Source organism: Lysobacter enzymogenes, assembly GCF_023617245.1.
GTDB lineage: Bacteria > Pseudomonadota > Gammaproteobacteria > Xanthomonadales > Xanthomonadaceae > Lysobacter > Lysobacter yananisis.
On record NZ_CP067396.1, the window covers coordinates 5,660,080 to 5,686,144 of the forward strand.

The window sequence follows — 26,065 nt, forward strand, 5'->3', positions numbered from 1 at the left end:
CTCCCCCCAACCAAAACCGGAGAGACACATGAAACCCAAATCGCGCGGGCACATCGACACTGCAGCGAAGATCGCCGCGCTGGAAGGAATGAAATGGATCGAACTGAAAGCCCTGTGGGCCGACTTGTTCGGTCGCGAGCCTGGCATCAACAATCGTCGATATGTCGAACGTCGGCTGACGCATCGCCTGCAAGAGGAAGCCGCCCGCCACGACAAAGGTGAACTTCTGTCCTCGAACGAACGGCGTATCCGCCACTTGATAGATACCGGGCGTGTTCGACCGCGCAGCGGAAGCACGGCACGACAAGGCACCGTTCTCACGCGGGAATACCAGGGTGTCCTGCACTCGGTCCGTGTGCTCGACAACGGCACCTTCGAGTACGCCGGACAAGCCTATCGCAGCCTGTCGGCAATTGCCCGCCAGATCACCGGAACGCAGTGGTCGGGCCCGGCGTTCTTTGGCCTGCGCGGCATCCACCATCGCAAGGAAGGAAGGAAATGAAACTGACGCCATTTTGCCCCGTCGCCATCTACGCGCGCAGCGGCGAACCCGATCCAAAGTCGATTGCCGAGCAGTGCGCGGAGGCGATCCAGTACGCCCGCACGGTGCTAGGCGCGACCGCCACAGTGGCCTACAGCGACGACGGCTATACAGGGAGAACATTGGCCCGCCCCGCGCTCCAGACTCTGCTCCATCACGTGTGGTGCGGTCACGTTCGCACCATCGTCGTCACCAGCCCCTGCCGACTGACTCAGGTCCATCTGGATCACCTCCGCCTGCAATCCCGGTTCGAACAAGCCAATGCGAAGGTCGTGGTGGCGAAGACTCCCTTCCGTTTCCCCGCCCATCTCGCTACGGAGCCCGCCGCATGAACGAGAACGCCAATCCGCTGCGCATCGCTATCTACTGCCATACGCATACGCAGAACCCAATCCAAATCGACTATCAACGCGCGGTTGTCATGGACACGGTTCTGCGCTGCGCCGATGTGCCGCCTGAGATCACCGTCTATGCGGACAATGGGTTTTGTCCCAGCACGCAGGTGCGGCCCGCATTCCAACGACTTCTCCAATCCGTCGCGGAAGGTGAAACGGACTGCATCGCGGTCAATCACTGGGACCATCTGAGCGTTCCCGGCCCCGACGCGGACGCGCTGCTGCGATTCTTCCGGAAACATGAGGTATTGGTGATCGAATGTCGCGCCCAGCCCGCCATCATCGTGAGGATCGCGGCGTGAACGCCCTACCCGCAAAGCGCCTGCGCTGCGCGGTCTACACCCGCGTCTCCACCGAGGAGGGGCTGGGCCAGGCCTACACCTCCATCGACGCGCAACGCGATGCGGGGGAAGCCTACATCGCCAGCCGTCGAACCGAAGGATGGGTTCAGGTCAGCGAGTATTACGATGACGGCGGTTTCTCCGGCGGAACCCTGGAGCGGCCTGCACTAAAACGGCTCCTCGCCGATATCGAGGCCGGCCGAATCGACGTCATCGTGGCCTACAAGCTGGACCGCCTGAGCCGATCGCTGTTCGACTTCGCGGAACTGGTCAAAGTGTTCGAACGCTGCAACGTCACCTTCGTCTCGGTCACCCAGCACTTCAATACCACCGACGCGATGGGGCGGATGCTTCTGAACATTCTGCTGACGTTCGCGCAGTTCGAACGCGAGCTGACCTCCGAACGTATCCGCGACAAGTTTATCGCCAGCAAGCGCAAGGGCCTGTGGATGCACGGCATCCCGCCGCTCGGCTACGACATCAAGGACCGGCGCCTGGCCGTCAATACGGGCGAGGCCGAACGGGTCCGCTGGATCTTCGAACGCTTTATTGAGCATCGGTCGATCCAGAAGGTGGCCGAGGATGCGCTGGTCCACGAGTACCGAAACAAGTCGTGGACGACCGCCGCCGGCCGGAATTTGCTGGGGCATGTCCTCGACAAGGGCGCGATCCACAAGATCCTGCACAACCGCACGTATCTGGGGCACATCAAGCATCGCGACATGGAGTTCGAGAACACCCACCCTGCGATCGTCAGCACCGAGACGTGGGGGCAGGCGCAGGCCATCTTGAAGGTCAACGGCCGCACCCGCGCCAACCAAGCACGCGCCAACGTCGATTTCTTGCTGAAAGGACTGCTGTTCGACGCCACCGGCCGGGCGCTAAGTCCTTGGCACACGGTCAGCGCCAGCGGCCGAATGTATCGCTATTACCTTACCCAAGAGCTTATGGAACGCGGGCGCGCCGCAAAGTCCACCCTGCCGCGTTTGCCCGCCAGCGAGATCGAGGCCCTCGTCGTCGCCCATCTGCGGGATGTCATGCGGGCCCCACAGATGAGCAGCGCGGTGTTGGGCTACGTGCGCGAGCAGGCTCCGTCCCTGGACGAGGCGGCAGTGACCGTCGCCCTCCGGCGAACGGATCGCATCTGGGATGCGCTCTTCCCCGCTGAGCAACGGCGGCTCGTCACCCAGCTTGTGGAGAAGGTCATTGTGACACCGGACCAAGTGGAAATCCGGCTCCAGCCGCTCGGCTTTCAGCTCTTCCCCGGCGCGGGCGAAAGTAGGGCTGCATGACCGCCGCCACCATTATCCCCGGGGGTCGACCACGCGTCGTTCAAACCAGCGACGGCGCCGCTGCGGTACTGGTGCCCATTCAACTCCGGCGGCGTTCGGGACAACGCAAACTGCGCTCTGGCGCGGTCCCCGTCACCGGGACGCCGCCGGAACTGACCGCGATGCAACAGGCGCTCGCACGAGGCTTTCGCTGGCGCGAAATGCTGGACGCGGGGGATGTCCCGTCCATGACGGAGATCGCCGAGAAGAACGGGACTGATCCCAGCTACGTGGCTCGAATGATCAACGTTACGTTCCTGGCACCCGAGATTATCGAAGCCATTCTTGACGACACGCTGCCCGACATTCGGCTTGCGGATATCGCAGTGGGCTTTCCCCTGCTTTGGCCGGAACAACTCGAGTGGCTCCGGCATCGAAAAGGTGCGTTTTGGCGCCCAAGTGCCCGATGAATTACCCTGCTAACGTGAACAAAATAAGGATGCTCCATGCCCAACATCGCTTCGGTACTGAAAAGTGAAGTCGCGCGCTTGACGCGAAAGGAAGTTCGCGCCCAGGTCGATCCACTGCGCCAGCAGGTCGCAGCTCAGCGCAAGAGCATAGCGGCTCTGAAGCTCGATATCGCCAAGCTGCAGAAAGCGCTGAACGCGGCCGGGCGGTCGAAAACGCCTGCGCTGCCGGCGGGCGCCAGCGGGGACGGCTCGGCTGGTCAGGTACGGTTCTCGGCCAAAGGCCTGCTGAAGCTGCGCAAGCGCCTGGGCCTGTCGCGGGCTGCCTTTGCGCCCCTGCTGGGCGTGAGCGCCCCCGCCATCGCTACGTGGGAAAGCGGCGCCAGCCGGCCACGTCAGGCCTCCATCGAGAAACTGGCGCTGGTGCGGAAATTAGGAAAGCGACAGGTCGATCAGCTTTTGGCCCAGCATGCTCCCAAGGCCAAAGCCGCCGGAAAGGTGACCAAGCGAGCTTCTCGAAAGCTGCCGCCCGTTAATGAAGCCGATCGCAAGACATCGGCGCGGCGCTCGGCTAAGAAGGCCGCCGCGACCAGCGGCAGGAAAGGCTCGCTCAAAAATCAATCTGCGAAAAGCGCCAGAGCAGCGGCCGCGGGCCAGTGATCATCCAGCTATGAAGCCAAGCTTAGCCCCGCCGAACCTCGGCGGGCGCTGAGCCGCAACCCCATTGCGCCCAGTACACGGCGGCACTAGGTTAATTTTTCTTTACCTTACCTCCCTTGACTAGTCGCTACTATGGCTTCGTTCTAGCCAGGGGGCGCAATGAAACAACACAACAAACCGACCCGATCCATCGACATTCCGCTGCCCGAGCGAGTGCCGTTGTCCGGCGATGCCTTCTTCGTGCGCCTACCGACCCTCGCGGCCCTGGAGCGGTGCTGGGCTGAGCAGCGCGAGAGTCGGCCGTTCTCGGCAGAAGGAGTCGGCTTAACCACGGGCCAAAACTTCCTGAACTCCTATGAATGGATTTTCGCTCCTACCAAGGCGGCGCTTGTGGCCGCTCTTACCCGCTGGGAGGCAGTTGGTATTGGCATTCGCTGGTACGACTGGAAGGGCGACAGCAACACGACCTATACGTATGAAGAGCACTTCCGCGATTACGAGGAACGTCGCGAGAAACGTATCGCCGAGGGCATCTGGACCCTCCAAGACGAAGTCGACCATTTGGAGTACTCGCCGGAGCGCTATACCGGGGAATGGGTGCTGGACAACTTGCCCAATGAAGAGTCCATGGATAGCTGGTTCGATCTAGGCTTTCGAAGCCTCATCGATCGCAGCATGCCCGCAGGTGAGATCATCCGCATCATGCAAGAGCGGACGTTCGACCACTGGGAGGAGAGAGAGCTTTTTGACGTCAGGCTTCACGACCGGGAAGGCATGGACAAAGAGATCGAGTACTGGCAACAAGAACGCCTCGCCGGAGAGGACTACTATGGCAAAGAGAACGAGTAGCCCATCGGATCGCATTCACAAGTCCACCGTCCAACTCTCGTTGTACCCATCCGAGTAAATCAGCTTGGTGAACCCAAAAACCTTAGCCTGCTCGTCCAATTTCATCTCGTTCTGGAACTTGTAGACGAGCGGTTTCGACATCAGTACGTACTTCAGGCGCAGATGATCCTTCTTCGAACCTTCAACGCTGGTACGGATGTCCAAGCCATTCTTAATGAAGTTCTCCTCAATAGTCGAGGCATAGATCGTTCGCTGCTGTTGCCCAACCTTTGTAAACAGCGCATCAGCCCGGGCTGCTAACGCTCGCTCGGCTTTCACCTTAGACTTCTCGTACTGCGCGCGAACCAGCCCGAGCTTGAGCAGATCAGCAGTGGAATCTTCCAGCTGCGATTTCGTGCCGTAGTACTTCTTCAGCTTCTGCGCATTTTCCTTCAGCCGCGCCTCTACGCCGTCGACGGTTTGGACGGCCTCGGTTAACTTGGCCGCAGGGTCAAGCTGAACTGCAGGCGCTGCCGGCGTTGCGGTCGGGGCCTGCGAGGGCGCGCTAGGGGTGTCCACCTGGTCTGAGCAGCCCTTCGCCATCATCGACAAAACGCCAAATCCGATCACTACCAAGATCACGATGGCGCAACCAGACGTCTTCTTGGGCTTGGCTCCGCACTGGGGGCACGCCTGGGCGGTGGCGCTAATCTGGGCTTTGCATTCCTTGCAGGTGGTCAGTGCCATGTCTAAAAGGGAATGTTCCAAGTGAAGGTAAACGCACCCGAGTATCTTGCTATATCACGCAACGCTACACGCGTAGCGTCCAGAACGAATTCATCCTTATTCAAGTCCGCGAGAACTTCATCGTCGTCTACATCTATCTCAATCTGCAACACTTCGCCAACGTACCTGAGACCGAATTCTCCCACGCTAAAGTTCTTTAGCATGCGGTCTGACAGAAATCGATCAAGTCTCCACGCAATTCGCGAACGTAGTCGGGCGCTAAAGTACGCCTGGACGCTTTCATCTGACTTGATCGCATCATAAGCGGATGCAACAAGAGATTGCATGTACTTACCATTTGCTTTTGCCAACCTAGTCAGAGACTTGATGTATTCGCCGAGCCTATCGCTACGGACAAAATGAACCAATGCAGACAGCTCCCTTTTCCGCACCATGTAGCGGCATAGGTATGTGATCCTCTCTATCTCTACCGCTTCGGCCGCGAGCCCGTTATATCGGACATCCACCAGAGGTGCATCGACGACGGAGAGAAGAAAAAACATGTACAGCCGCTTGCGCGTCTTAACCCGACTCGGAAGTGCTTGAACCTCGTGGTCAAGCGCCTTCATTAGCGTCGCAATCGAGTCAAATATTGCCTTGTCATTCCGTGGAACGACGCTTTGCGTCGAGACCTGCTGGAAGGCGAACACGTCCCGCTCCGCTCTGAAAGCACCGACATACAACTCGCCGAGCGCATCAATATACTTATCCTTCCAGGGCACGCTGGCTAGATACGTTTGGAGAGGCTGGAGATCAGTCCAGTAATGCGCGGGGTTCCAATCAAAGTTGGGGTCCTGCCTGGGTCTATCCTTAGTTAAAAATGTCCACGTAGTTTCAGCATCCTTCTTGCAACTGACTAATACAGCAGTCACCACCTCGACATCGTCTGATTTGTGTATGCGATAGGCCACAAGATCGAGTTCACGAGCGCGTCCATCGACATCGTCAACGTAGTAGCGACCACCGATGGTGGACCAGCCCGCACGCTTGAATTCTTCCGCCACTGCGTGCTCTAGGATAAATCCGGTTTTCTCTAACGCCTCTGGTATTTTGTCGAGGGGCGCGCAAAGTCGAGTTGCCATTGGCCTGGTCCAGCGTGGGTGTGGGATCTAGAGGCTAGTGGTCGGCGCAATGGCGACTATGCACCTGGAGATCTTCTCGTGCGTGGCACCGGACTGGGAGCACGCCAGTCCAGTGGTGCTGGTCTGTGCCTTGCAGTCCTTGCATGTAATCAGCGCCATGGGCTCACATTCCCTGTCGTCAACGTCGAGTGTCGTCTCGGCGACGGTAGTCTACCCGGGCCCCAGCGGATGGGCTCGAACTGCGTCAAAAAAATCGACCGCCAGAGCCTCGCTCCGGAAGCCCTTGGTTTTATAGAGTTTTTCCCTAGTCCTCTCAAAGGCTCTACCGCAGGAAAAGGCTCTAAAAGTCCATGGCTAACCGCTTGATTCCAAACGGACAAAAAATGCCCCCTTTGGTTCCGGGTCCAGAGGTGCTGAGAAGAGAGAGGCAACCGTGGCGAAAATTTCGCCAACTGGCGAGTTTCGGCCTCTCTCCAAGTCCGAGGGATAGTTGAAAACCCTGGGAAATAGGGCGTTTTCTGGGCGAAACTCAGGGAGAGAAACGCGCCCCGTTATTGCTGTGGTGGGCCCACCAGGACTCGAACCTGGAACCAAAGGATTATGAGTCCTCTGCTCTAACCATTGAGCTATAGGCCCGCGAGAGCCGGGATTCTAAAGCAGCGCCGCGGTCCAGTCAGCCCGGGGCGTCGCCGTCCCGCGGCCGTTCGGGGACCCGACCGCCTCAGCCACGCCGACTCGGCGGTTCGCCACAACCCCGCCGAACTGCGAATCCGCTCGCCTTTATACGATTTCGGCTGCCCGACTTGCCCAGCGCCAGTCGCATTTTTCGCGCCCACGACTCGGGCAGCATGGCGTCGACACGCGCGCCAGACGCGTGCCTGCGCCGGCGGCGTTTGCCGCGGTCCGGCGCGGCGGGACGCGACGGCGGCGACGCCGGGCGGGTCGCGCACTGATGGGGGGCTCACGATCCGGACTCGCCGCGATGTCGGCGGGCGCCCGGTGCCGCCCGATCCATCAACGAGGTTTCTATGCCGCGCACGACTCCGTTCCGCTTCCACGCCCTGGCCTTGGCCTTGGCCCTGCTCGCCGGGGCCGCCGGTTCCGTTCAAGCCGCCGATTACAGCGGCGCCGCTCCCGATGCTACCGCCGCCGTGCCGCCGTTCAAGCACCCCGGCCTGTTGATGACCCAGAACCGCCTCGCCTCGATCCGCGCCGCGGTGCAATCGGGCAACGGCAGCGCGATGAAGACCGGCTACAACCGCCTGCTGCAGGACAACCGCGGTTCGCACACCTACGCGCATCAGGCGCTGGCGACGGTGGAGGTGGTGCGCGCGGCCGGCGGGCCGCAGGAGGGGCGCTGGAAGAACGATGGGTTCGCGGCGTACTTGAACGCGCTGCGCTGGGCGGTCACCGGCGATACGCGCAATCGCGACAAGGCGGTGCAGATCCTGGATGCGTGGTCGGCGAAGTTCACCGGCTTCACGCTGGCGCCGGGCACCGATGCGCCGCAGGCGTGGCTGGAGGCGGCGTGGGGATTGCCGGTGTGGGCCAGCGCGGCGGAGATCCTGCGTCATCACGACGGCGGCGCGGCGGGCTGGCCGCAGGCGTCGCAGGATCGCTTCAACGGCTACCTCAACAAGCTGTACGGGTACGCGAATCAGGCCTCGAGCCGGACCAACAACTGGGGCGTGTCCGGCGCGCTGGCGATGATGGCGACCGGGGTCTATCAGGACGACGCCAATCGCTACAACGCCGGGCTCAACCGGATCAAGCAGTTGATCCCGGGCATCGTCTACAGCAGCGGCGAGGTGCAGGAACTGGCGGCGCGCGATTGCCACCATCCGCAGTATTCGCTGGCCGGCATCGCCCAGGCGGCGGAGATGGCGACGATCCAGGGCGACACCAGCGTGTGGCTGCTCAAGGTCGGCAACGAGCCACAGCCGCGGTTCTCGCGCGGGCTGGAGTACATGGCCAAGTCGATCCTGTACGGCGAAGGCGTGCGCGACTGCCGGTCGTTCGGCCTGTATCCGGGCTACAGCGAGATCGCGGTCAACGGCTACATGAACCGCGGTACGCCGATTCCGAATTTCCAGAACGCGACCAAGCGCGGTCGGCCGGACGGCAACGCGGCCGAGTTCATCGGCTGGTCGGCGGCGACGCACGGACGCGACGACTTCTGATTCTTGCCGCGCCTGGCGTGCGTCGGCGGCCGCGCCGACGCACGCGTCGCCGCGCTCAGCGCGCGGCGCTCATCGAGTACGGCAACTGCTTGGGATGGCTCGCCCATTCGCGGTTCGGCTGCGCCTGCATGACGAAGCGCAGTTCGCCGCCGGCGAGGATCTCCTCGTGGCGCAGGAACGCGCGATCCAGCGGCTGGCCGTTGAGCGTGGCGCTGCCGATGTAGGTGTGCGCCTCGTCCAGGCCTTCGGCGATCACGCTGAAGCGCTTGCCATTGGGCAGGTTCAAGGTGGCCTTGGGCAGGAACGGCCGGCCGATGACGTACTCGTTGCTGGCCGGCGCCACCGGGTAGAAGCCCAGCGCGGTGAACACGTACCAGGCCGACATCTGGCCGAGGTCGTCGTTGCCGGCGAGGCCGTCGGGCCGCGGCGCGTACTGGCTGGCCATGATCTGCTTGAGCCGCTCCTGGGTGCGCCAGGGCTGGCCGGCGTAACCGTACAGATAAGCGACGTGGTGGCTGGGCTCGTTGCCGTGCGCGTACCAGCCGATCAGGCCGGTGATGTCTTCCATGTGGGCGAAGATCTTCGGATCGACCTTGGCCTCGAACACTTGGTCGAGCCGCGCGATCAACTTGTCGGCGCCGCCGTGCGCCTTCGCCAGGCCGGCGACGTCCTGCGGCACGTACCACGAGTACTGCCAGGCGTTGCCTTCGGTGTAGTCGCTGCCGTAGCCGCTGGCGGTGGGATCGAACGGTTCGCGGAAGCTGCCGTCGCGCTTGCGCGCGCGCATGAAGCCACTCGCCGGGTCGAATGCATGGCGCCAGTTGCCGGCGCGCTTTTCGAATCGTGCGGCGACGTCCTTGCGCCCCATCGCCCCGGCCATGCGCGCGATGGTCCAGTCGTCGAACGCATACTCCAAGGTCTTCGACGCCGCTTCGCCTTCCTCGTCGATCGGCACGTAGCCCAACTCCTTATACTGGGCGATGCCGTCGTAGGGGCCGTAGTCGGCGCTGGCGACCATCGCCTCCAGCGCTTCGTTCGCGTCGAAGCCGCGGATGCCCTTCATGTAGGCGTCGGCGATCACCGGCACGGCGTGGTAGCCGATCATGCACCACGTCTCCTGGCCGTGGAACGACCACACCGGCAGCACGCCGTACGGGCTGTGCTTGCGCGAGGCCAGCAGCGAATTGACGAAGTCGCTGTTGCGTTGTTCCGGCTGCACCAGGGTCAGCAACGGATGCAGCGCGCGATAGGTGTCCCACAGCGAGAACGTGGAGTGGTAACGGAAGCCCTTGGCTTCGTGCACCGCGTTGTCCGGCCCGCGATAGCGGCCGTCGCTGTCCATGAACAGACTCGGTCCCATCAGCGTGTGATAGAGCGCGGTGTAGAAACTCTTGCGCGCGGCCGCGTCGCCTTCGGCGTCGATCGCCGACAGCGCCTGGCTCCAGCGCTCGCGCGCCTGCGCGCGCACGCGGTCGAAATCGAAGCCGGGCACTTCGGCGTCGAGGTTGGCGATGGCGCTGTCTTCGCCGACCGGCGAGATCGCGACCTTGACGATCAGCTCCTGGCCCGGCGCGTCCTTGAAGTCGAGGCTGGCGACGAGCTGGCGGCCTTCGATCTGCGCGCGCCGGGTCGGGGCTTTCTCGCCCGGCGGCGGGAAGCCCTTGTAGGCCACGTCGGCCTCGGTGTCGTGGAAGGCGTGGCCGCTGACCGGGCGCGAGAAGCGCATGGCGAAATACAGCTGCCGGCCCGGCGCCCAGCCGCGGGTCTCGCGAAAGCCGGTGACCGTGCCGTCCGGACGAAGGCGCACGCGCGACCACAGCACCTTGCCGGGGTAGTCGTACAGACTGGTGCGCAGGTCCAGCAGCACGTGCGCGGCTTGGCCCTTGGGAAAACGGTAGCGGTGCACGCCGACGCGCTCGCTCGCGGTCAGTTCGGCGCGGATCTTGTAGTCGTCGAGGGTGACCGCGTAGTAGCCCGGCTGGGCCACCTCGTCGTCGTGGCGGAACGCCGAGCGGTAACCGCTGCGCGCGATCTTCGAATCGCCGCGTTCGAGCTTGACCTCGCCGGCGATCGGCATCACCAGCACGTCGCCGAGGTCGGAGTGGCCGGTGCCGGAGAAGTGGGTGTGGGAGAAGCCGACGATGGTCGGATCGCCGTGGCGGTAGCCGGCGGCCCAGCCGTAGGCCTCCTTGCGCGGCTTGATCTCGGTGTCGGGGCTGAGCTGGATCATGCCGAACGGCACCGTCGCGCCCGGGAAGGTGTGGCCCTCGCCGCCGGTGCCGATGAACGGGTCGACCGCCTCGAACGCGCGGCGGCCGGCGTCGGCGGCCGCGCCGGTCGCCAGCGCGGCCGGCGCGGCGAGGACGCCCGCGGCCAGCGCCATGGCGGCGGCGGCCAGGGACCATACGGGACGGGAACGGGAGGTGCGGGACTGGACCGGCCGGGTCATCCGGGGTACTCCGTCTAAGGCCGGACCGGAACGTTCGCGCCCTGGCGCGTTCGAACCGGTGCGACGGGAAGGCTCGAAGGGGACGGCGGTCGGCCGCAAAGCCGGGCCGCCACTTTTAGATCGTTCTAAATATAGGCAAGCTAACACGCGGCCCCGGCCCGTTCATGCTGCATTGCAGAATGCAGCGACGGGGCCCAGGCCGCAGGATGGCGGCATTTAGAACGATCCAAAAGCCTTCCAACCACCCGTGCCGGCCATGAGTCCCGCCCGTCCACAGTTCGCGAGGTGCCCAAGATGAACGACGCGCCCGCTCCCCGCGGCCGGGTCACCCTGGCCGATATCGCCCGCGCCTGCGGCCTGTCGCGCGCGACCGTGTCGCTGGTGCTGCGCGGCAGCCCGCTGGTCCACGCCGACACCCGCGCCCGGGTCGAGGCCGAGCTCAAGCGCCAAGGCTACGTCTACCACCGCGGCGCGGCCAACCTGCGGCGCAAGGTGTCGACCGGCGTGGCCCTGGTCATCAACGACCTGTCCAACCCGTTCTTCGCCGAATTCGCCGCCGGCGTGGACGAATGGCTGGCCACCGCCGGCTTCGTCACCCTGCTGGGCAGCACCAACGAATCGGTCGAGCGCCAGCAGGCGGTACTCAACTCGCTGATGGAGCACGACCCGGCCGGGATCATCCTGTCGCCGGCCGAAGGCAGCGACGGCGCGCGGGTGCGCGCGCAGGTCGGCGAACGCACGCCGGTGCTGGTGTTCAACCGCGAGCTCGACGGCACCGCCTGGGACTTCCTCGCCCTGGACAACACCCACGGCGCGCGCCTGGCCACCCGCCACCTGCTCGACCGCGGCCACCGCCGCATCGCCTTCTTCGGCGGCCACCGCGATTCGTCCTCGTGCCGGCAGCGCCGCCAGGGCTATCGCGAGGCCCTCGCCGAGGCAGGGATCGAGCCCGAGCCGCAGTGGCTGATCGAATGCGCGCCGACCCGCCTGGAAGCGGCGCAGCAGACCGGCGCGCTGTTCGTGCGCGATCCCGCGCCGACCGCGGCGGTCTGCTACAACGACGCGGTCGCGCTGGGCCTGATGGCCGGCCTGGTCGCGCGCGGCCGCCGCGCCGGCGGCGACTTCGCCGTGGTCGGCTTCGACGACATTCCCGAAGCCGCGGTCGCCTCGCCGCCGCTGACCACGATCGCGGTCGATCCGCGCGCGCGCGGCCGCCAGGCCGCCGAACTGATCCTCAAGCGCCTGCGCGAGCCCGAGCTGGCGCCGGCCCACACCATCGCTCCCGTGCGCCTGCAGGCCCGCAGCAGCAGCGAGGTGCACCTGACACCGCCCGGAGAGCCCGCATGAGCCGCGTCATGTCCTACACCGCCGCGTTGGCGGTGGTGACCACGATCTTCTTCACCTGGGGCGGCCTGACCAGCCTCAACGACGTGCTGATCCCGCATCTCAAGGCCGTGTTCGAAATGAACTACGCCCAGTCGATGCTGATCCAGTCGACCTTCTTCGGCGCGTATTTCCTGATGTCGCTGCCGGCCAGCCGGGTGGTGGCGAAGTTCGGCTACAAGAACAGCATCGTCATCGGCCTGATCGTCGCGGCGATCGGCGCGGCGCTGTTCTTCCCGGCCGCGCGCGTACCCTCGTATCCGCTGTTCCTCGGCGCGCTGTTCGTGCTCGCCAGCGGCATCACCGTGCTGCAGGTCTCGGCCAATCCCTACATCAGCCTGCTCGGCGACCCGGCCGGCGCGCCGAGCCGGCTCAACCTGGCGCAGGCGCTGAACTCGCTGGGCACGACCGTGTTCCCGACCTTCATCGGCCCGCTGATCCTGTCCGCGGCGGTGCTCACCGACGCCCAACTGGGCGCGATGTCGGTCGCCGAAAAAGCCGCTTACCGCGCGCACGAAGCCGCGGCGGTGCAGATGCCGTACATGGTCATCGCCGGCTGCCTGGTGCTGCTGGCGGTGTTCGTCTACGCCATGCGCATCCCGCCGCTGACCGAGTCCACCGAGAGCGCCGACCCGACCCGCCACAGCTTCGCCGAGGTGCTGGGCCAGCGCCATCTGCTGTTCGGGGTGATCGCGATCTTCGTCTATGTCGGCGCCGAGGTCTCGATCGGCAGCTTCCTGGTCAACTACCTGTCCGAGCCGAACATCGGCGGCTTCGACCACGCCACCGCCAGCACCTACCTGGGCTACTACTGGGGCGGCGCGATGGTCGGCCGCTTCATCGGCGCGGCGCTGCTGCGCAGCGTCGACGCGCGCAAGCTGCTGGCGCTGGCCGCGGTCGCGGCGATCGCGCTGCTGGCGCTGACCATGAGCACCCAGGGCACGGTGGCGATGTGGACGGTGCTGGCGATCGGCCTGTTCAACTCGGTCATGTTCCCGACCATCTTCACCATCGCCATCGAGCGGCTCGGGCCGATGACCAGCAAGGCCTCGAGCCTGCTGATCATGGCCATCGTCGGCGGCGCGGTGGTGCCGCTGCTGCAGGGCCTGCTGTCGGACGGCATCGGCATCCAGCATTCGTTCGTGATTCCGGCGGTGTGCTACGCCTTCATCGTCTGGTACGGCCTGTCCGGTTCGCGCATCCGCGCCGGCCAAGGCCAGCACGCCAGCGCGCAAGCTTCGGGAGTGATGCATTGATGTCCGCCGTACCCTCTTCGTCCGGCGCCAGCGGCGCGAACGCCGCGATCGTCTGCTTCGGCGAAGCCTTGATCGACTTCCTCGCCCGCCCGGCGCAAAGCCCCGGCGAACCGCGCCACTTCGTCGAATACGCCGGCGGCGCGCCGGCCAACGTCGCCGTCGCCGCCGCGCGCCTGGGCGCGCACGCGCGCTTCGTCGGCATGCTCGGCCGCGACATGTTCGGCGACTTCATCGCCGACCAGCTCAGCGGCTACGGCGTCGACACCCGCGACGTGCGCCGCACCGACGCGGCCAAGACCGCGCTCGCCTTCGTCTCGCTCGACGGCGATGGCGAACGCAGCTTCAGCTTCTACCGGCCGCCGGCGGCCGACCTGTTGTTCCGCGACGCCGACTTCAGCCCGGACGGCTTCGCCGACGCCGGCGTGTTCCACGTCTGCTCCAACAGCCTCACCGAGGAAGCCATCGCCGCGGCGACGCTGGCCGGCATGCGCCGCGCGCGCCTGGCCGGCGCGTTGGTCAGCATGGACATGAACCTGCGCCCGTCGCTGTGGCCGGCCGGCTTCGATCCGGCACCGCGGCTGCTGGCGGCGCTGCTGGAAGCGGACCTGATCAAGCTGTGCGGCAGCGAGTTCGAATTCCTCGCCCGCCACCTCGGCGGCGAAGAAGCGGCGCTGCAGCGGCTGTGGCACGGCTACGCCACCTGCGTGCTCATCACCGACGGCGCCACCCCGATCCGCTGGTACACGCGCACCCGCGGCGGTTCGGTCGCCACCTTCAAGGTCGCGCCGAGCGACACCACCGGCGCCGGCGACGCCTTCGTCGGCGGCCTGCTGCGCCGACTGGTCGCGCTCGGCGTGAGCGCGGCGAACTTCAACGATTTCCTCCAGCGCGAAGACGAGCTCACCGACGCGCTGCGCTACGCCGCCGCCGCCGGCGCGCTCGCCACCACCCGCCACGGCGCGTTCGCGGCCATGCCCAGCGCCGCCGACGTCGAACGCCTGATGCAGGAACAAGCCCAGGAACCCGCATGAACCTCCCGCTCGATCCGCAGCCGAACTTCCGCGACGCCGACACCCTGCTCGCCCACATCCGCGACACCCTGGCGTTCTACGATCCGGTCGCGCTCGACGCCGACGGCGGCTTCTTCCATTACTTCCGCGACGACGGCTCGGTCTACGACGCCTCGCATCGCCATCTGGTCAGCTCGACCCGCTTCGTCTTCAACTACGCGATGGCGGCGGTGGAATTCGGCCGCGACGACTACCGCGAACGCGCGCGCCACGGCCTGCGCTACCTGCGCGACGTCCACCGCAATCCGGACACCGGCGGCTACGCCTGGACGATCCGCGACGGCCGCCCGGAAGACCGCATGAACCACTGCTACGGCGTGGCCTTCGTGCTGCTGGCGTACTCGTGCGGGGTCAAGGCCGGCATCGCCGAAGCGGCGGCGTGGATGGACGAAACCTGGAACCTGCTCGAAGCGCGCTTCTGGGAACCCGAATTCGGCCTGTACCGCGACGAGGCCGACGCCGACTGGAACTTCACCGGCTACCGCGGCCAGAACGCCAACATGCACATGTGCGAGGCGATGCTGGCGGCGTACGAGGCATCGAACGACGCGCGTTACCTCGAGCGCGCGCTGACGCTAGCGCGGAACATGACCCAGCGCCAAGCCGCGCAAGCCGACGGCCTGGTGTGGGAACACTACGACCGCGACTGGAACATCGACTGGGACTACCACCGCGACGATCCCAAGCACCTGTTCCGGCCCTGGGGTTTCCAGCCCGGCCACCAGACCGAATGGGCCAAGCTGCTGCTGATCCTCGACCGCCACCTGTCCGCGCGCGGCGACGCGCCGGCGTGGCTGGTGCCGACCGCGCGCCACCTGTTCGACACCGCGATCGCGCGCTCCTGGGACGACGAATTCGGCGGCCTCGCCTACGGCTTCGCCCCCGACGGCGCGGTCTGCGACGACGACAAATACTTCTGGGTCCAGGCCGAATCGCTGGCGACCGCGGCGCTGCTGGCCGTGCGCACCGGCGAGAACCTGTACTGGCAGTGGTATGACAAGTTGTGGGCCTACGCGTGGCAACACATGGTCGACCACCGCTACGGCGCGTGGTACCGCATCCTCGACCGCCGCAACGGCAAATACAGCGACGAGAAGAGCCCCGCCGGCAAGACCGACTACCACACCATGGGCGCGTGCTACGAAGTGATCCGCTGGCTGCGCGGCGCGTAAGCCGCCCGCGGCCCTGTAGGAGCGGCGCGAGCCGCGACCGCGAAACCTCGCTTGCGTCGTAGGTGAGGTTTCGCGGTCGCGGCTTGTGACCGAAGGAAATCCCTGTGGGGCGCCGCTCCTACAAGGGCAGTCGCGCCTCAGCCGACCACGACCAAGCCTGCGAGCGCCGACAGCAGCAAGAACAGCAGCACCGGCGCCATCCACACCACGATCACCACCAGCGCCGCGTGCGCGGCTGGCCGCATCGGCTGGCCGGTGCGCAGGCGTTCTGCGATCGCGCGACGGTGCGAGGCGCCCAGCATGGTCAGCGTCGCCAACGGTTGCGCCGCGATCCAGCCGACCAATGCCAGCACCTGGCCCACGGGATACGGCATCACCGACATCAGCAGGTAGATGAAGGCCCAGCACAGCCCCGGCACGACCACCAGCACGGTGCCGGCCACGACCGCCCAGGCCAGTCGCGGGCGGCCCTGGGCGCGGTAGTTCATCGCCATCATCAACAGCCCGGCGACCGTGGTCGCAAGCACGCTGCCCCACAGCATCGCGCCGAGGCCGAACCAGGCTTCGCGGCGCGGGTCCGCGCCCACCGCGGCCTTCGGTGCGCTCCAGACGTTGTCCTCGTCCATGCCGTCCCTCCGTGGAATCCGTAGCGATCTTAGCGCGCGTGGCCGCCTAGTCGTCCTGCGTCGCCCTCGCCCATGCCCGGTGTAGGAGCGGCGCAAGCCGCGACCGCGAAACCTCGCCTACGACGCAAGCGCGGTTTCGCGGTCGCGGCTCGCGCCGCTCCTACAGGGGGCACCCGCGATATCGCACGCCGGACGGGAGACATCCGCGGTATCACGCGCCGGAAACGAAACAGGCCCCGCGAGCGGGGCCTGTTTCTACGTGCGCGGACTCGCCCGACCGGTCAGTCGATATCGAGGAAGCTGCGCAGCTGTTCCGACCGGCTCGGATGGCGCAGCTTGCGCAGCGCCTTGGCTTCGATCTGGCGGATGCGCTCGCGGGTCACGTCGAACTGCTTGCCGACTTCTTCCAGGGTGTGATCGGTGTTCATGTCGATGCCGAAGCGCATGCGCAACACCTTGGCCTCGCGCGGGGTCAGACCGGCGAGCACGTCGCGGACCGTCTCGGAGAGGTTGATGTTGGTGGTCGCTTCCACCGGGGACTCCACGTTGGTGTCCTCGATGAAGTCGCCCAGGTGCGAGTCCTCGTCGTCGCCGATCGGAGTCTCCATCGAGATGGGCTCCTTGGCGATCTTCATGACCTTCCGGATCTTGTCCTCCGGCATGTCCATTTCTTTCGCCAACTCTTCCGGCGTCGCTTCGCGGCCGTACTGCTGCAGCATCTGGCGGCTGATGCGGTTGAGCTTGTTGATCGTCTCGATCATGTGCACCGGGATGCGGATGGTGCGCGCCTGATCGGCGATCGAACGGGTGATGGCCTGGCGGATCCACCACGTGGCGTAGGTCGAGAACTTGAAGCCGCGGCGGAATTCGAACTTGTCCACCGCCTTCATCAAGCCGATGTTGCCTTCCTGGATCAGGTCGAGGAACTGCAGGCCGCGGTTGGTGTACTTCTTGGCGATGGAGATCACCAGGCGCAGGTTGGCCTCGACCATCTCCTTCTTCGCCTTGCGCGCCTTGGCTTCGCCGTAGGCGACCGCGCGGCTGATTTCCTTGAGCTCGTCCAGGGTCAGCAGCGAGCGGGTCTCCAGCTCGATGGTGGCCTGCTGTTCGGCCACGATCTGGTCCTTGACGTCGCGCAGGCCCGACGACCACTTCTGCTTGCGCTTGAGCAGTTCGTCGACCCACTCCAGATTGGTCTGGTTGCCTTCCCAGGCGCGGATGAAGTCCTTGCGCGGCATCTTGGCCACGCGGGTGGCCAGATCGAGGATCTTGCGCTCGCGCTCCTTGATCGAGCCGACCACTTCGCGCAGGTTGCGCATCAGCGAGTCGGTCAGCGCCAGCGGCAGCTTGAGGGTGATGAATACCGCGGCGATGTCCTCGCGCAGCTTGGTCGCGTTCTTGTGCGCCGAGCCGTACTTGGCGTGGGCCTTGAGGAACTTGCCGTGCAGGTCGGCGATGGCTTCCATGCGCGCGGCGACTTCGACCGGATCGGGACCGGACACGGTCTCCTCGGTCTCCTCGCCGTCGCCGGCGGCCTCTTCGTCCTCGTCCTCGTCGGAGTCCGCGTCGGCGACGTCGGCCGGCGGCGCCGGCGGAGCGGCGGGCTCGGGCTCTTCGTCGAGGTGGTCGTTGAAGCCGACCACGATCTCGGCCAGGCGCTTCTTGCCGGCCTTGTGCTGCTCGTAATCGTCGAGGATCAGCTGGATCGTGCCCGGGTACAGCGCGAGCGAGGCCTGGACCTGGTTGAGGCCCTCCTCGATGCGCTTGGCGATGGCGATCTCGCCTTCGCGGGTCAGCAGTTCGACCGTGCCCATCTCGCGCATGTACATGCGCACGGGATCGGTGGTGCGGCCGCCTTCGCCATCGAGCGCGGTCAGCGCCGCGGCGGCTTCTTCGGCCGCGGTGTCGTCGACTTCGCGGTTACCGGTGTTGCCGTCGGCGAGCAGCAGCGTTTCGGCATCGGGCGCAACTTCGTGCACTTCGATGCCCATGCCGTTGATCATGCCGATGATGTCTTCGATCTGTTCGGCGTCGACCAGATCGTCGGGCAGGTGATCGTTGACCTCGGCATAGGTCAGATAGCCCTGCTCCAAGCCCTTGGAGATCAGGAGCTTGATATCGGACGGAGGGGGCTGACGTTCGTTGGCCATGGGCTGCGCCACCGCGCTATTGAGGGTAGGGAACGCTCCAGTATATCAGGTCCGGCGCCCCCGACCCGGACAGGACGGGGCGGCGGACCGGATCAGGACCGGAGAAGGAAGGTGACCGGGCCGTCGTTGACCAGGCTGACGACCATATGGGCGCCGAACCGGCCGGTTTCCACCCCTCCGCCGTGGCGTTGCCGGCAGGTTTCGAGCAAACGGTTGAATAGCGGTTCAGCCAGCCCCGGCGCGGCCGCGGTGCTGAAGCCCGGGCGCATGCCGCTGCTGGTGTCGGCGGCCAGGGTGAACTGGCTGACCAGCAGTAACCCGCCGCCGGTGTCGGCCAGGCCACGGTTCATGCGTCCGGCCTCATCGGCGAATACACGGTATCCGAGCAGCCGATCGGCCATGCGCGCGATCTGCGCCTCGCCGTCGCCGGGCTCGATCCCGACCAGGGCGAGCAGGCCCGGGCCGATCGCCCCGACCGTTTCGCCGTCGACCGTCACCGCCGCCTGGGTCACCCGCTGGATCAGGCTCAACATCGCGCACCGCTTCAATTCCGGGGATCGCCAGTGTACGGCCTGCAACGTGCCGGCTATGGCGGCGTTCGCCGGGATTCGGGACCGCGCGCCGCCGCGGCGCCGGCGGCGGTCGCGGCTACACTCGCCGGCATGACCCAGTTCGCCGCCCGCGTCCTCTACTTCTTCGCCAGCCTGATCGGCCGCCTGCCCTGGTCCTGGCAGCAGCGCCTGGGCGACGCCGTGGCCGCGGCCTGGCAGCGCCGCGACGGGCGCGAGGCCCGGGTCGTGCGGGTCAACCTGCGCCTGGCCTACCCCGAACTGCTGCCGGCCGAACGCGAGCAGTGGCAGCAGGCGATCGTGCGCACCACCGCGCGCCAGGCGGTCGAGACCTTGCGCCTGTGGACCCGCCCGCACGCCGAAAACCTGACCCTGCTGCGCGAGCAGCACGGCACCGAGCTGTTCGACGCCGCCCTGGCCGCGGGCAAGGGCCTGATCGTGGCCGCGCCGCACTACGGCAACTGGGAGCTGCTGAACCAGTGGCTGGCCGCGCGCACGCCGCTGGCGATCCTGTACAAGCCGCCGGAGTCGCCGGTCGGCGAGGCCTTCCTGAACCTCGTGCGCGCCGACACCGACGCCCAGCGCGTGACCCAGGTGCGCGCCGAAGGCGCCGCGGTGCGCCAGTTGTGGAAGCGGCTCAACGCCGGCGGCGTGGTCGGCATCCTGCCCGACCAGCAGCCCAAGGCCGGCGACGGCGAATTCGCCCCGTTCTTCGGTGTCGAGGCCCTGACCATGACCCTGCTCGGCCGCCTCGCCGAGCGCACCGGCGCGCCGGTGCTGTTCTGCTACTGCGAGCGCATCGACCAGCATCCCGACGGCCCCGGCTTCGCCCTGCGCGTGGAAACCGCGCCGGCGGGCATCGCCGACCCCGACCCGCGCCGCGCCTGCGCCGCGCTGAACCAGGCGGTGGAGCGCATCGCCCGGCGCGATCCGGCGCAGTACCAGTGGACCTACAAACGCTACACCCTGCGGCCGTCCGGCGACGGGCGCGACAATCCGTACCGCGCGATCGAGACCGACCGCCACTGAGCGGCCGCCGCCGCGACTGCGCTCGCGCAACGGCCTCCGCGCGGCCGCATCGGCGGGCGCGCTCGGACCGACCGAACCCCGCGCGCCCCGCTACACTGCGGAAGAACCTCGCCCTGCCCGCACGATGACGCCCATCCCGCCCGGCTCCGCCTTCCCCGCCCCCACCTCCGCCGACGGCGCGCGCGAGCGCGACGAAGCGCATTCCGCGGCGGGGGACGTCGGCGCGGACGGTCCGGCCCGGACCGATCTTGCCGAGACGGCGGCAGCGGCCGAGGGCGACGCCACGGTCTCCGCATACGCGCCCGCCGCGCGGGCCCAGCCCGACGGCGAGCCCGTCGCGACGCCGTCCGCGGCGCAGCCCGATGCGGCGCCCTCGCCGTCGCCCGCGACGCATCCCGATACCGCGCCCTCGCCGCCGCCGGCCGCGAACGCCGACGGGTTCCCGCGCGAAGGCTGGCAGCGCCTGCCGGCGCGCGCGATCCCGCTGTGCACGATCGACATCAGCCTGTCGCTGGCGGTGGTGTTCGCGATCGCCGCGGTGATCGGCGGCGTGCTCACCGTCGGCCGCCATGCCGGGCTCGCCAGCGGCCTCACCGGCGCGTTGTTCGGCGCCGGCATCGGCATGTGGATCGGCTTCCGCCGTTACCGCAACACCCTGTGGCGGCTCGACGATCACGGCTTCGCGGTGCGCCGCGGCGTGGCCTGGCAGCGCGAGACCATCGTGCCGCTGACCCGGGTCCAGCACCTGGACCTCAAGCACGGCCCGCTGCAGCGCATGCGCCGGCTGGCGACGCTGGTGGTGCACACCGCCGGCACCCGCCACAGTTCGGTGGCGATCGATCACCTCGACGCCGGCGACGCCCAGCGCCTGCGCGAACGGCTGGGCCGCCAGCTCGACCACGAAGACGACCAGGACCGATGAGCGCGCCCGTGCCCGCGCCGGCCGAGCGATCCGCCTCCGTCGCCGCGGCGGACGCCGCAGCGACGACGATGCCGGCGGACGCGGCGGGCGCGGCCGGCGAACCCGTCGCCGACCGTCGCCTGCATCCGATGTCGTGGCTGTTCGTGCTGATCCAGCACCTCAAGCAATTCATCGTGCCGCTGCTGATCCTGGTCTTCGCCGGTCGCGGCGACCGCAACGAGCTGTATTCGCTGATCGGCGTCGGCCTGCTGGTGCTGGCGGCGCTGTGGCGCTATTTCACCTATCGCTATGGGGTCGGGCCGAACGGGCTGGTGGTGCGCAGCGGGCTGCTCAACCGCAGCCTGCGGGTGATTCCGTTCGTGCGCATCCAGAACGTGGCCGTGCACCAGACCGTGCTGCACCGGGTGTTCGGCGTGGCCGAGGTGCGCATGGAATCGGCCGCGGGCAAGGAGCCCGAGGCGCAGATGCGCGTGCTGACCCTGGCCGACGCGATGGCGCTGGAGACCCTGGTGCGCCGCCGCGGCGCCGACCCGGCGCAGGCGGTGGAAGAACGCGCCGACTCCCTGCTGCGCCTGTCGCCGGCGGAAGTGCTGCGGCTCGGCCTGGTCTCCAACGGCGGCCTGGTGCTGGTCGGCGCCGGCATCGCCGCGGCGCTGCAGACCGTGCCCGACTTCAACGGCCGCGTGCCCGAGCGGGTGCTGCGCGGCGGCATGCACTGGCTGTTCGGCCGGGTCGAGGGCTACCACCTCGACGCCGGCGGCTACGCGCTGCTGGCCGCGGCCACGATCGCGCTGGTGGCGGTGGCGCTGAAGACGCTGTCGGTGACCCTGGCGCTGCTGCGTTACTACGGCTTCGACCTCAGCGAGCAGGGCCGCCGGCTGACCGCCGAGCGCGGCCTGCTGGCGCGCTGGCGCACCACCGTGCCGCGCCGGCGCATCCAGGCCTGGACGCTGGAAGAAGGCGTGCTGCACCGCCTGCTCAAGCGCCGCCGGCTGGCGGTGGACACGGTCGGCGCGGACGAACACGACGAAGGCCGCGCGCTCAAGGAACTGGCGCCGATCGCCTCGCCGCAGACCTGCGACCGATTGATCGCGCACCTGCTGCCGCACGCGCGCTGGGACGCGCTGGAGTGGCGCGCGCTGCCGAACGCGGCCTGGTGGCGGCTGTTCCTGCCGGACATGCCGTGGACCGTGCTGGCGGCGTTCGCGCTGTACTGGCACCTGGGTAGCTGGAGCCTGCTGGCGCTGCTGTGGCTGCCGTGGTCGGCGTTCAAGGCGCAGCGGCGCGCGCGGCGCATGGGGTATGCGATGAACGCCGAACTGGTCGCGGTGCGCGAAGGCTGGTGGCGCCGGCATTGGCGTTTCGCCGAGCTCGACAAGCTGCAGGCGCTGCAGCTCACCCGCTCGCCGCTGGACCGGCGTTGCGGCACGGCGACCTTGTGGCTGGATACGGCGGGGGCCGGCGCGTTGAGTCCGCCGTTGCGGATACGGTTTTTGCCGGCGGATGAGGCGCGGCGGCTTTACGATCGGTTGGCGGGGGCGTTGGCGGGGCGGCCGTTGCGGTGGTGAAGACGCCGGAGCCGTGCGGTTTCGCCGCCAGGCTTCGAGGCCGCAAGCACCCGGCCGTCATTCCGGCGAAAGCCGGAATCCGCAGGATTTTGCCTTTGCTTTTGCCTTGACGTTGTCTTTGCCCTTAGCCCTGACGCAACCCCACCCGAGGTCCACGTTCCGCAGCCCCGGAGGGCGCGCGCATGGATGCGCGCGTGCGCCATGGGACAGGATGTCCCTTATGGCGCAGCCCCGCGTCGGGTGCTGGACTTAGTGGCTTGTGACCTTAAACAAGCGTTTTTCTTTGGCTGGCGGAGTCAATGTCCAAGTGCATCACCCTGCGCCCGCGGGTTTTTGAGTTCCTCATAGAGCACCTCGACGGGCGAGCGCCTGCCCAGGCTACGGCGGGGGCGGTTGTTCATTTCCCACGCCACCTCTTTGAGGCGCTGCGCAGAATGCACCGACAGATCGGTGCCCTTGGGAAAGTATTGCCGCAACAAGCCGTTGGTGTTTTCGCAGGTTCCGCGTTGCCACGGGCTATGGGGGTCGGCGAAGTAGATCGCTAAACCAGTGCGTTCGCTCAACTGCCGATGCGATGCCATTTCCTTGCCCTGGTCGTAGGTCAAGGTCTTCTTCAAACTTTCCGGCACGCCTTCGAACGCCGAGCTGAAGGCCTCCAGCACCGTGTGCGCGGTCGCGTCGGCGAGCTTGACCAGCTTGACGTACAAGGTGCGGCGGCAGACCAATACCCCAATCGCCGAGCGGTTGTGCGCGCCCACGATCAGGTCGCCCTCCCAATGCCCCGGCATCAGGCGCTCATGCGCGGCCGGCGGCCGCAGGCGGATGTTGGGCAGATCCGGCAGATGGCCGCGGGCGTCGCTTCCCTGGCGCGTGCGGCGGCCGGACTTGCGCCCCTGCCGCAGCAGACGGGTCACCTGGCGGCGCAATTCGCCGCGCGGCATCGCATAAATCGCGGTATAGATCGTTTCGTGCGACACGCGCAGCCAGGGCCGGTCCGGGTACAGATCCCGCAGTTTGTCGGCAATCTGTTGCGGCGACCAGCACCGTTCCAGCCAATAGCGCACGCGTCGCCACAGCACGGTGTCGCGTCGCAGCTTGCGGCGCACCCGCGCCCGTCGCCGCAGTCGCTGGGCCCGCCGGCCCGCCCGGGTCGCATCGTAGCCAGGGTCGAAACGAGGGCGTCCGCGCAGCGGCGGCCCCGAATGGGACCGAAACCCATTACGGCGCAACTCGCGAGCAATTGTGCTTTGCGCCCGACCCAACGTCTGGGCGATTTGCCGTCCGCTCGCCCCTTGGGCGATCAAGACCATGATGGCCCCGCGCTCTTCTGCGCTCAGATGCGAATACTGCTGACCCATTCACAGTGCCTCACTGAGGTGATGCACTTGAGGTTAGAGACCAGCGCTACTTTCTTTTGTCGCGCTGACAAAAGAAAGTAGCTCGGCCGCTTGCGGGCGAAAGCTCTTGATGGTGGCTTGTCCTCACGCGACACATCGGTGACGGCGAAAGCAGCAGCAACGTCAACATGGGTTCCGGCTTTCGCCGGAATGACGGGGGAGGGGTTGCGTATCCGACTGTAGGAGCGGCGCGAGCCGCGACCGCGACAACGCAACTACGACGGAACGTTCACTGTGTTTGCGGTGGCGCGGTCGCGGCTTGCGCCGCTCCTACAGGGGGGGCGTGCCGCGGTGGTGGGATTTGTCTTTGCGTGTGCGTACTTGTGACGACAAACGACGATCAAGAGCTTCCGTCCGCAAGCGGCCGGGTCACTTTCTTTGTCTGAAGCCACAAAGAAAGTAACCAAAGAAAAGGCCTTATTTTTTCGGATCAAGAGCCACTATGGCTCGAAAGGCGCGCGGGGCCGCGCCATAAGGGGCATCCTGCCCCATGGCGCGCGTGCGCATCCATGCGCACGCCCTCCGGGGCTGCGGTACATGGGCTTTACTTGGGGTTGCGTCCGAGCGAACGGCAACAGCACGATCGAGATGGATTCCGGCGTTCGCGGGAACGGCGGGGCGGATGAGTGGCGTCGTAAATGAGGCGTCGCGGTCGCGGCTCGCGCCGCTCCTACAGTCGGAAACGAAACTGGCCGCAACCCCGGTAGGAGCGGCGCGAGCCGCGACCGCGACGATTCGACTACGGCGAACGCACCAGCGCCGCCGCATACTCGCGACGGCGACGCGCTTCCCGCGCCGCGCCTCAGGCGCCCGGCCCCCAATACCCCAGCTCGCGCCGGATCTGCAGTCCGCGCCACCACGACGACAGCGGCTTGCCGCGCAATCGGCCCAGCGTGCCGTCGAGCAAGTCGCCGGTCGCCGCGATCACCCGCTGCGACGACAAGCCGTCGCGATACGGGTGGATCGCGTCGGCGTACGCATCGATCGCCGCCTGCAACTGCGGCGTCGGCGCGAACGCCTGCGCCAGGCGCGCTTCCAGCTCGGCCGGGTCGGCGAAGTCGATCATGTGCGGTTTCGGCGCGCGATTGCGGAAAGTCGCGACCGGCTTGCGCTGGACCACGAACTCCGACACCACCGAAGTGGTGTCGGCGACCAGCACGTCGGCCGCGCGCTGCGCGGCGATCAGTTGCTCGGTCTCGACGAAGGCCGCGTTCGCACCGGCCAGCGCGCGGTAGCGTTCGAACAGGTCCGGCGCGCATTTGGGATGCAGGGTCAGCAGCCAGTAGCGATCGCCGCGCGCGACCTGCGCGGCGATCGCCTCGAACAAGTGCGGCGCCGCGCTCAGGCGCTCGGTGAAGGTCGAGGCGAACATCGCCACCGGCCGCGCGCCGGCCGGCGCGCGCAAGGCGGCGGACGCGCCGTCGTCGTCGCGGAACAGCGGGTCGAGCTTGGGCCAGCCGGTCTCGACCACGGCGAAATGCCCGGCCCGCGCGGCCAGTTCGCGGAACGGCGCGGTGGTGGCCGGGCCTTGGGTGCAGTACAGGTCGAACAGCCCGCGCACGCGGAAGTGGCCGCGCGCATCGGCGCGCTTTTCCACGTTGAACCCATGGAACAGCTGGACCTTGGCGCCGGCCACGAACGGCGGCACCCAGTTGGCCGCGCTGAACACCGCGCGCGGCTTCAGCGCCACCGCCGCGCGCAGGCCGGCGCGGCCGGGTTCGAGCATGCGCGCCGGCGCCGGCAGCGCGGCGCCGGCGGCGCCGTCGGCGAACCACGCATGGGCCGTGTGCCCGGCTTCGTGCAGCGCCTGCGCCAGCGGCTGCAGGATCGGCAGCGCGTAGCGTTCGGTGGCGAAGAGCAGGTAATCGGACATGACGGCGGCCGTTGAGAGCGAGAAGTGAGTGTAGAGGAGCGAGCGATGAG

23 protein-coding genes and 1 tRNA gene are annotated in these 26,065 nt (G+C 66.9%); 15 read left to right on the plus strand and 9 right to left on the minus strand.

What is annotated here, in order from left to right:
• Positions 1–28: 28 nt before the first annotated feature.
• From JHW41_RS23655 to JHW41_RS23685, 7 genes are all read left to right on the plus strand, one after another.
• A complete protein-coding gene (locus JHW41_RS23655; RefSeq protein WP_250447982.1) occupies positions 29–502 on the plus strand; it encodes a DUF2924 domain-containing protein in 474 nt (157 codons plus the stop codon).
• Positions 499–873: a recombinase family protein gene (locus JHW41_RS23660; RefSeq protein WP_250447984.1), complete on the plus strand. Its 375-nt coding sequence runs from the start codon at positions 499–501 to the stop codon at positions 871–873. Before JHW41_RS23655 ends, JHW41_RS23660 begins: the two co-directional genes overlap by 4 nt.
• The gene (locus tag JHW41_RS23665; protein ID WP_250447986.1) at positions 870–1,238 is read left to right on the plus strand and encodes a recombinase family protein; all 369 of its coding nucleotides are present in this window, start codon (positions 870–872) and stop codon (positions 1,236–1,238) included. Before JHW41_RS23660 ends, JHW41_RS23665 begins: the two co-directional genes overlap by 4 nt.
• On the plus strand, positions 1,235–2,569 hold the full coding sequence (locus tag JHW41_RS23670; protein WP_250447988.1) for a recombinase family protein: 1,335 nt from the start codon (positions 1,235–1,237) through the stop codon (positions 2,567–2,569). The genes JHW41_RS23665 and JHW41_RS23670 overlap by 4 nt, the downstream gene beginning before the upstream one ends.
• Complete coding sequence (locus JHW41_RS23675; protein WP_250447990.1) at positions 2,566–3,018, plus strand: LacI family transcriptional regulator; 453 nt, start codon at positions 2,566–2,568, stop codon at positions 3,016–3,018. The genes JHW41_RS23670 and JHW41_RS23675 overlap by 4 nt, the downstream gene beginning before the upstream one ends.
• A 36-nt stretch (positions 3,019–3,054) precedes the next feature.
• Positions 3,055–3,675: a helix-turn-helix domain-containing protein gene (locus JHW41_RS23680; protein WP_250447992.1), complete on the plus strand. Its 621-nt coding sequence runs from the start codon at positions 3,055–3,057 to the stop codon at positions 3,673–3,675.
• A gap of 159 nt (positions 3,676–3,834) precedes the next feature.
• A complete protein-coding gene (locus JHW41_RS23685; protein WP_250447994.1) occupies positions 3,835–4,524 on the plus strand; it encodes a hypothetical protein in 690 nt (229 codons plus the stop codon).
• 15 nt (positions 4,525–4,539) lie between these two features.
• On the opposite strand, the gene JHW41_RS23690 is transcribed toward JHW41_RS23685, so the two are convergent.
• The 3 genes from JHW41_RS23690 to JHW41_RS23700 form a co-directional block, all read right to left on the minus strand.
• Positions 4,540–5,250: a hypothetical protein gene (locus JHW41_RS23690; RefSeq protein WP_250447995.1), complete on the minus strand. Its 711-nt coding sequence runs from the start codon at positions 5,248–5,250 to the stop codon at positions 4,540–4,542.
• Positions 5,251–5,252: 2 nt separating this feature from the next.
• Positions 5,253–6,371, minus strand: coding sequence for a hypothetical protein (locus JHW41_RS23695; protein WP_250447997.1), 1,119 nt, complete (start codon positions 6,369–6,371; stop codon positions 5,253–5,255).
• A gap of 560 nt (positions 6,372–6,931) precedes the next feature.
• A tRNA-Ile gene (locus tag JHW41_RS23700) sits at positions 6,932–7,007 on the minus strand.
• A gap of 392 nt (positions 7,008–7,399) precedes the next feature.
• On the opposite strand from JHW41_RS23700, the gene JHW41_RS23705 reads away from it, so the two are divergent.
• Positions 7,400–8,551, plus strand: a complete 1,152-nt coding sequence (locus tag JHW41_RS23705) for an alginate lyase family protein (RefSeq protein WP_250447999.1) — start codon at positions 7,400–7,402, stop codon at positions 8,549–8,551.
• A 55-nt stretch (positions 8,552–8,606) separates the two neighbouring features.
• On the opposite strand, the gene JHW41_RS23710 is transcribed toward JHW41_RS23705, so the two are convergent.
• On the minus strand, positions 8,607–10,934 hold the full coding sequence (locus tag JHW41_RS23710) for a GH92 family glycosyl hydrolase (protein ID WP_250451199.1): 2,328 nt from the start codon (positions 10,932–10,934) through the stop codon (positions 8,607–8,609).
• Positions 10,935–11,294: 360 nt separating this feature from the next.
• On the opposite strand from JHW41_RS23710, the gene JHW41_RS23715 reads away from it, so the two are divergent.
• Genes JHW41_RS23715 through JHW41_RS23730 form a run of 4 tightly spaced genes read left to right on the plus strand, consistent with a single transcriptional unit; the run spans position 11,295 to position 15,881 of the window.
• Positions 11,295–12,347, plus strand: coding sequence for a LacI family DNA-binding transcriptional regulator (locus JHW41_RS23715; RefSeq protein ID WP_078996838.1), 1,053 nt, complete (start codon positions 11,295–11,297; stop codon positions 12,345–12,347).
• Entirely contained in the window at positions 12,344–13,639 is a 1,296-nt protein-coding gene (locus tag JHW41_RS23720; RefSeq protein ID WP_250448000.1) for a sugar MFS transporter, read from the plus strand. The genes JHW41_RS23715 and JHW41_RS23720 overlap by 4 nt, the downstream gene beginning before the upstream one ends.
• A complete protein-coding gene (locus JHW41_RS23725) occupies positions 13,639–14,670 on the plus strand; it encodes a carbohydrate kinase family protein (protein WP_057945988.1) in 1,032 nt (343 codons plus the stop codon). The genes JHW41_RS23720 and JHW41_RS23725 overlap by 1 nt, the downstream gene beginning before the upstream one ends.
• Positions 14,667–15,881 (plus strand): AGE family epimerase/isomerase, encoded by a 1,215-nt coding sequence (locus tag JHW41_RS23730; protein WP_250448002.1) that lies wholly within the window; start codon positions 14,667–14,669, stop codon positions 15,879–15,881. The genes JHW41_RS23725 and JHW41_RS23730 overlap by 4 nt, the downstream gene beginning before the upstream one ends.
• A 137-nt stretch (positions 15,882–16,018) precedes the next feature.
• Here JHW41_RS23730 and JHW41_RS23735 read toward each other — a convergent pair whose 3' ends face one another.
• The 3 genes from JHW41_RS23735 to dtd all read right to left on the minus strand — a co-directional run bounded on the left by JHW41_RS23735 (position 16,019) and on the right by dtd (position 19,190).
• Entirely contained in the window at positions 16,019–16,507 is a 489-nt protein-coding gene (locus JHW41_RS23735) for a hypothetical protein (protein WP_250448004.1), read from the minus strand.
• 281 nt (positions 16,508–16,788) lie between these two features.
• On the minus strand, positions 16,789–18,657 hold the full coding sequence (rpoD, locus tag JHW41_RS23740) for an RNA polymerase sigma factor RpoD (RefSeq protein WP_057945983.1): 1,869 nt from the start codon (positions 18,655–18,657) through the stop codon (positions 16,789–16,791).
• Between the two features lie 92 nt (positions 18,658–18,749).
• Entirely contained in the window at positions 18,750–19,190 is a 441-nt protein-coding gene (gene dtd, locus JHW41_RS23745; protein ID WP_057945982.1) for a D-aminoacyl-tRNA deacylase, read from the minus strand.
• Positions 19,191–19,319: 129 nt separating this feature from the next.
• Here dtd and JHW41_RS23750 point away from each other — a divergent pair, with 129 nt between their 5' ends.
• The 3 genes from JHW41_RS23750 (at position 19,320) to JHW41_RS23760 (ending at position 22,745) form a co-directional block, all read left to right on the plus strand.
• A complete protein-coding gene (locus tag JHW41_RS23750) occupies positions 19,320–20,255 on the plus strand; it encodes a lauroyl acyltransferase (RefSeq protein ID WP_250448006.1) in 936 nt (311 codons plus the stop codon).
• Between the two features lie 124 nt (positions 20,256–20,379).
• A complete protein-coding gene (locus tag JHW41_RS23755; protein WP_250448008.1) occupies positions 20,380–21,177 on the plus strand; it encodes a PH domain-containing protein in 798 nt (265 codons plus the stop codon).
• 68 nt (positions 21,178–21,245) lie between these two features.
• A complete protein-coding gene (locus tag JHW41_RS23760) occupies positions 21,246–22,745 on the plus strand; it encodes a PH domain-containing protein (protein WP_250451217.1) in 1,500 nt (499 codons plus the stop codon).
• A 296-nt stretch (positions 22,746–23,041) separates the two neighbouring features.
• On the opposite strand, the gene JHW41_RS23765 is transcribed toward JHW41_RS23760, so the two are convergent.
• Both JHW41_RS23765 and JHW41_RS23770 read right to left on the minus strand, forming a co-directional pair.
• Positions 23,042–24,103: an IS30 family transposase gene (locus JHW41_RS23765; RefSeq protein ID WP_057945874.1), complete on the minus strand. Its 1,062-nt coding sequence runs from the start codon at positions 24,101–24,103 to the stop codon at positions 23,042–23,044.
• Positions 24,104–24,944: 841 nt separating this feature from the next.
• Positions 24,945–26,015 carry a CDP-glycerol glycerophosphotransferase family protein gene (locus JHW41_RS23770; protein ID WP_250448010.1) on the minus strand — a complete coding sequence of 357 codons (1,071 nt, stop codon included), beginning with the start codon at positions 26,013–26,015 and terminating at the stop codon, positions 24,945–24,947.
• Positions 26,016–26,065 lie beyond the last annotated feature (50 nt).

Bases quoted from the DNA above. Each gene is read 5' to 3' on its own strand.
- JHW41_RS23655 (WP_250447982.1), top strand. From the start codon at position 29: ATGAAACCCAAATCGCGCGGGCACATCGACACTGCAGCGAAGATCGCC.
- JHW41_RS23660 (WP_250447984.1), top strand. From the start codon at position 499: ATGAAACTGACGCCATTTTGCCCCGTCGCCATCTACGCGCGCAGCGGC.
- JHW41_RS23665 (WP_250447986.1), top strand. From the start codon at position 870: ATGAACGAGAACGCCAATCCGCTGCGCATCGCTATCTACTGCCATACG.
- JHW41_RS23675 (WP_250447990.1), top strand. From the start codon at position 2,566: ATGACCGCCGCCACCATTATCCCCGGGGGTCGACCACGCGTCGTTCAA.
- JHW41_RS23680 (WP_250447992.1), top strand. From the start codon at position 3,055: ATGCCCAACATCGCTTCGGTACTGAAAAGTGAAGTCGCGCGCTTGACG.
- JHW41_RS23685 (WP_250447994.1), top strand. From the start codon at position 3,835: ATGAAACAACACAACAAACCGACCCGATCCATCGACATTCCGCTGCCC.
- JHW41_RS23690 (WP_250447995.1), bottom strand. From the start codon at position 5,250: ATGGCACTGACCACCTGCAAGGAATGCAAAGCCCAGATTAGCGCCACC.
- JHW41_RS23695 (WP_250447997.1), bottom strand. From the start codon at position 6,371: ATGGCAACTCGACTTTGCGCGCCCCTCGACAAAATACCAGAGGCGTTA.
- JHW41_RS23705 (WP_250447999.1), top strand. From the start codon at position 7,400: ATGCCGCGCACGACTCCGTTCCGCTTCCACGCCCTGGCCTTGGCCTTG.
- JHW41_RS23710 (WP_250451199.1), bottom strand. From the start codon at position 10,934: ATGGCGCTGGCCGCGGGCGTCCTCGCCGCGCCGGCCGCGCTGGCGACC.
- JHW41_RS23715 (WP_078996838.1), top strand. From the start codon at position 11,295: ATGAACGACGCGCCCGCTCCCCGCGGCCGGGTCACCCTGGCCGATATC.
- JHW41_RS23720 (WP_250448000.1), top strand. From the start codon at position 12,344: ATGAGCCGCGTCATGTCCTACACCGCCGCGTTGGCGGTGGTGACCACG.
- JHW41_RS23725 (WP_057945988.1), top strand. From the start codon at position 13,639: ATGTCCGCCGTACCCTCTTCGTCCGGCGCCAGCGGCGCGAACGCCGCG.
- JHW41_RS23730 (WP_250448002.1), top strand. From the start codon at position 14,667: ATGAACCTCCCGCTCGATCCGCAGCCGAACTTCCGCGACGCCGACACC.
- JHW41_RS23735 (WP_250448004.1), bottom strand. From the start codon at position 16,507: ATGGACGAGGACAACGTCTGGAGCGCACCGAAGGCCGCGGTGGGCGCG.
- rpoD (WP_057945983.1), bottom strand. From the start codon at position 18,657: ATGGCCAACGAACGTCAGCCCCCTCCGTCCGATATCAAGCTCCTGATC.
- dtd (WP_057945982.1), bottom strand. From the start codon at position 19,190: ATGTTGAGCCTGATCCAGCGGGTGACCCAGGCGGCGGTGACGGTCGAC.
- JHW41_RS23750 (WP_250448006.1), top strand. From the start codon at position 19,320: ATGACCCAGTTCGCCGCCCGCGTCCTCTACTTCTTCGCCAGCCTGATC.
- JHW41_RS23755 (WP_250448008.1), top strand. From the start codon at position 20,380: ATGACGCCCATCCCGCCCGGCTCCGCCTTCCCCGCCCCCACCTCCGCC.
- JHW41_RS23760 (WP_250451217.1), top strand. From the start codon at position 21,246: ATGCCGGCGGACGCGGCGGGCGCGGCCGGCGAACCCGTCGCCGACCGT.
- JHW41_RS23765 (WP_057945874.1), bottom strand. From the start codon at position 24,103: ATGGGTCAGCAGTATTCGCATCTGAGCGCAGAAGAGCGCGGGGCCATC.
- JHW41_RS23770 (WP_250448010.1), bottom strand. From the start codon at position 26,015: ATGTCCGATTACCTGCTCTTCGCCACCGAACGCTACGCGCTGCCGATC.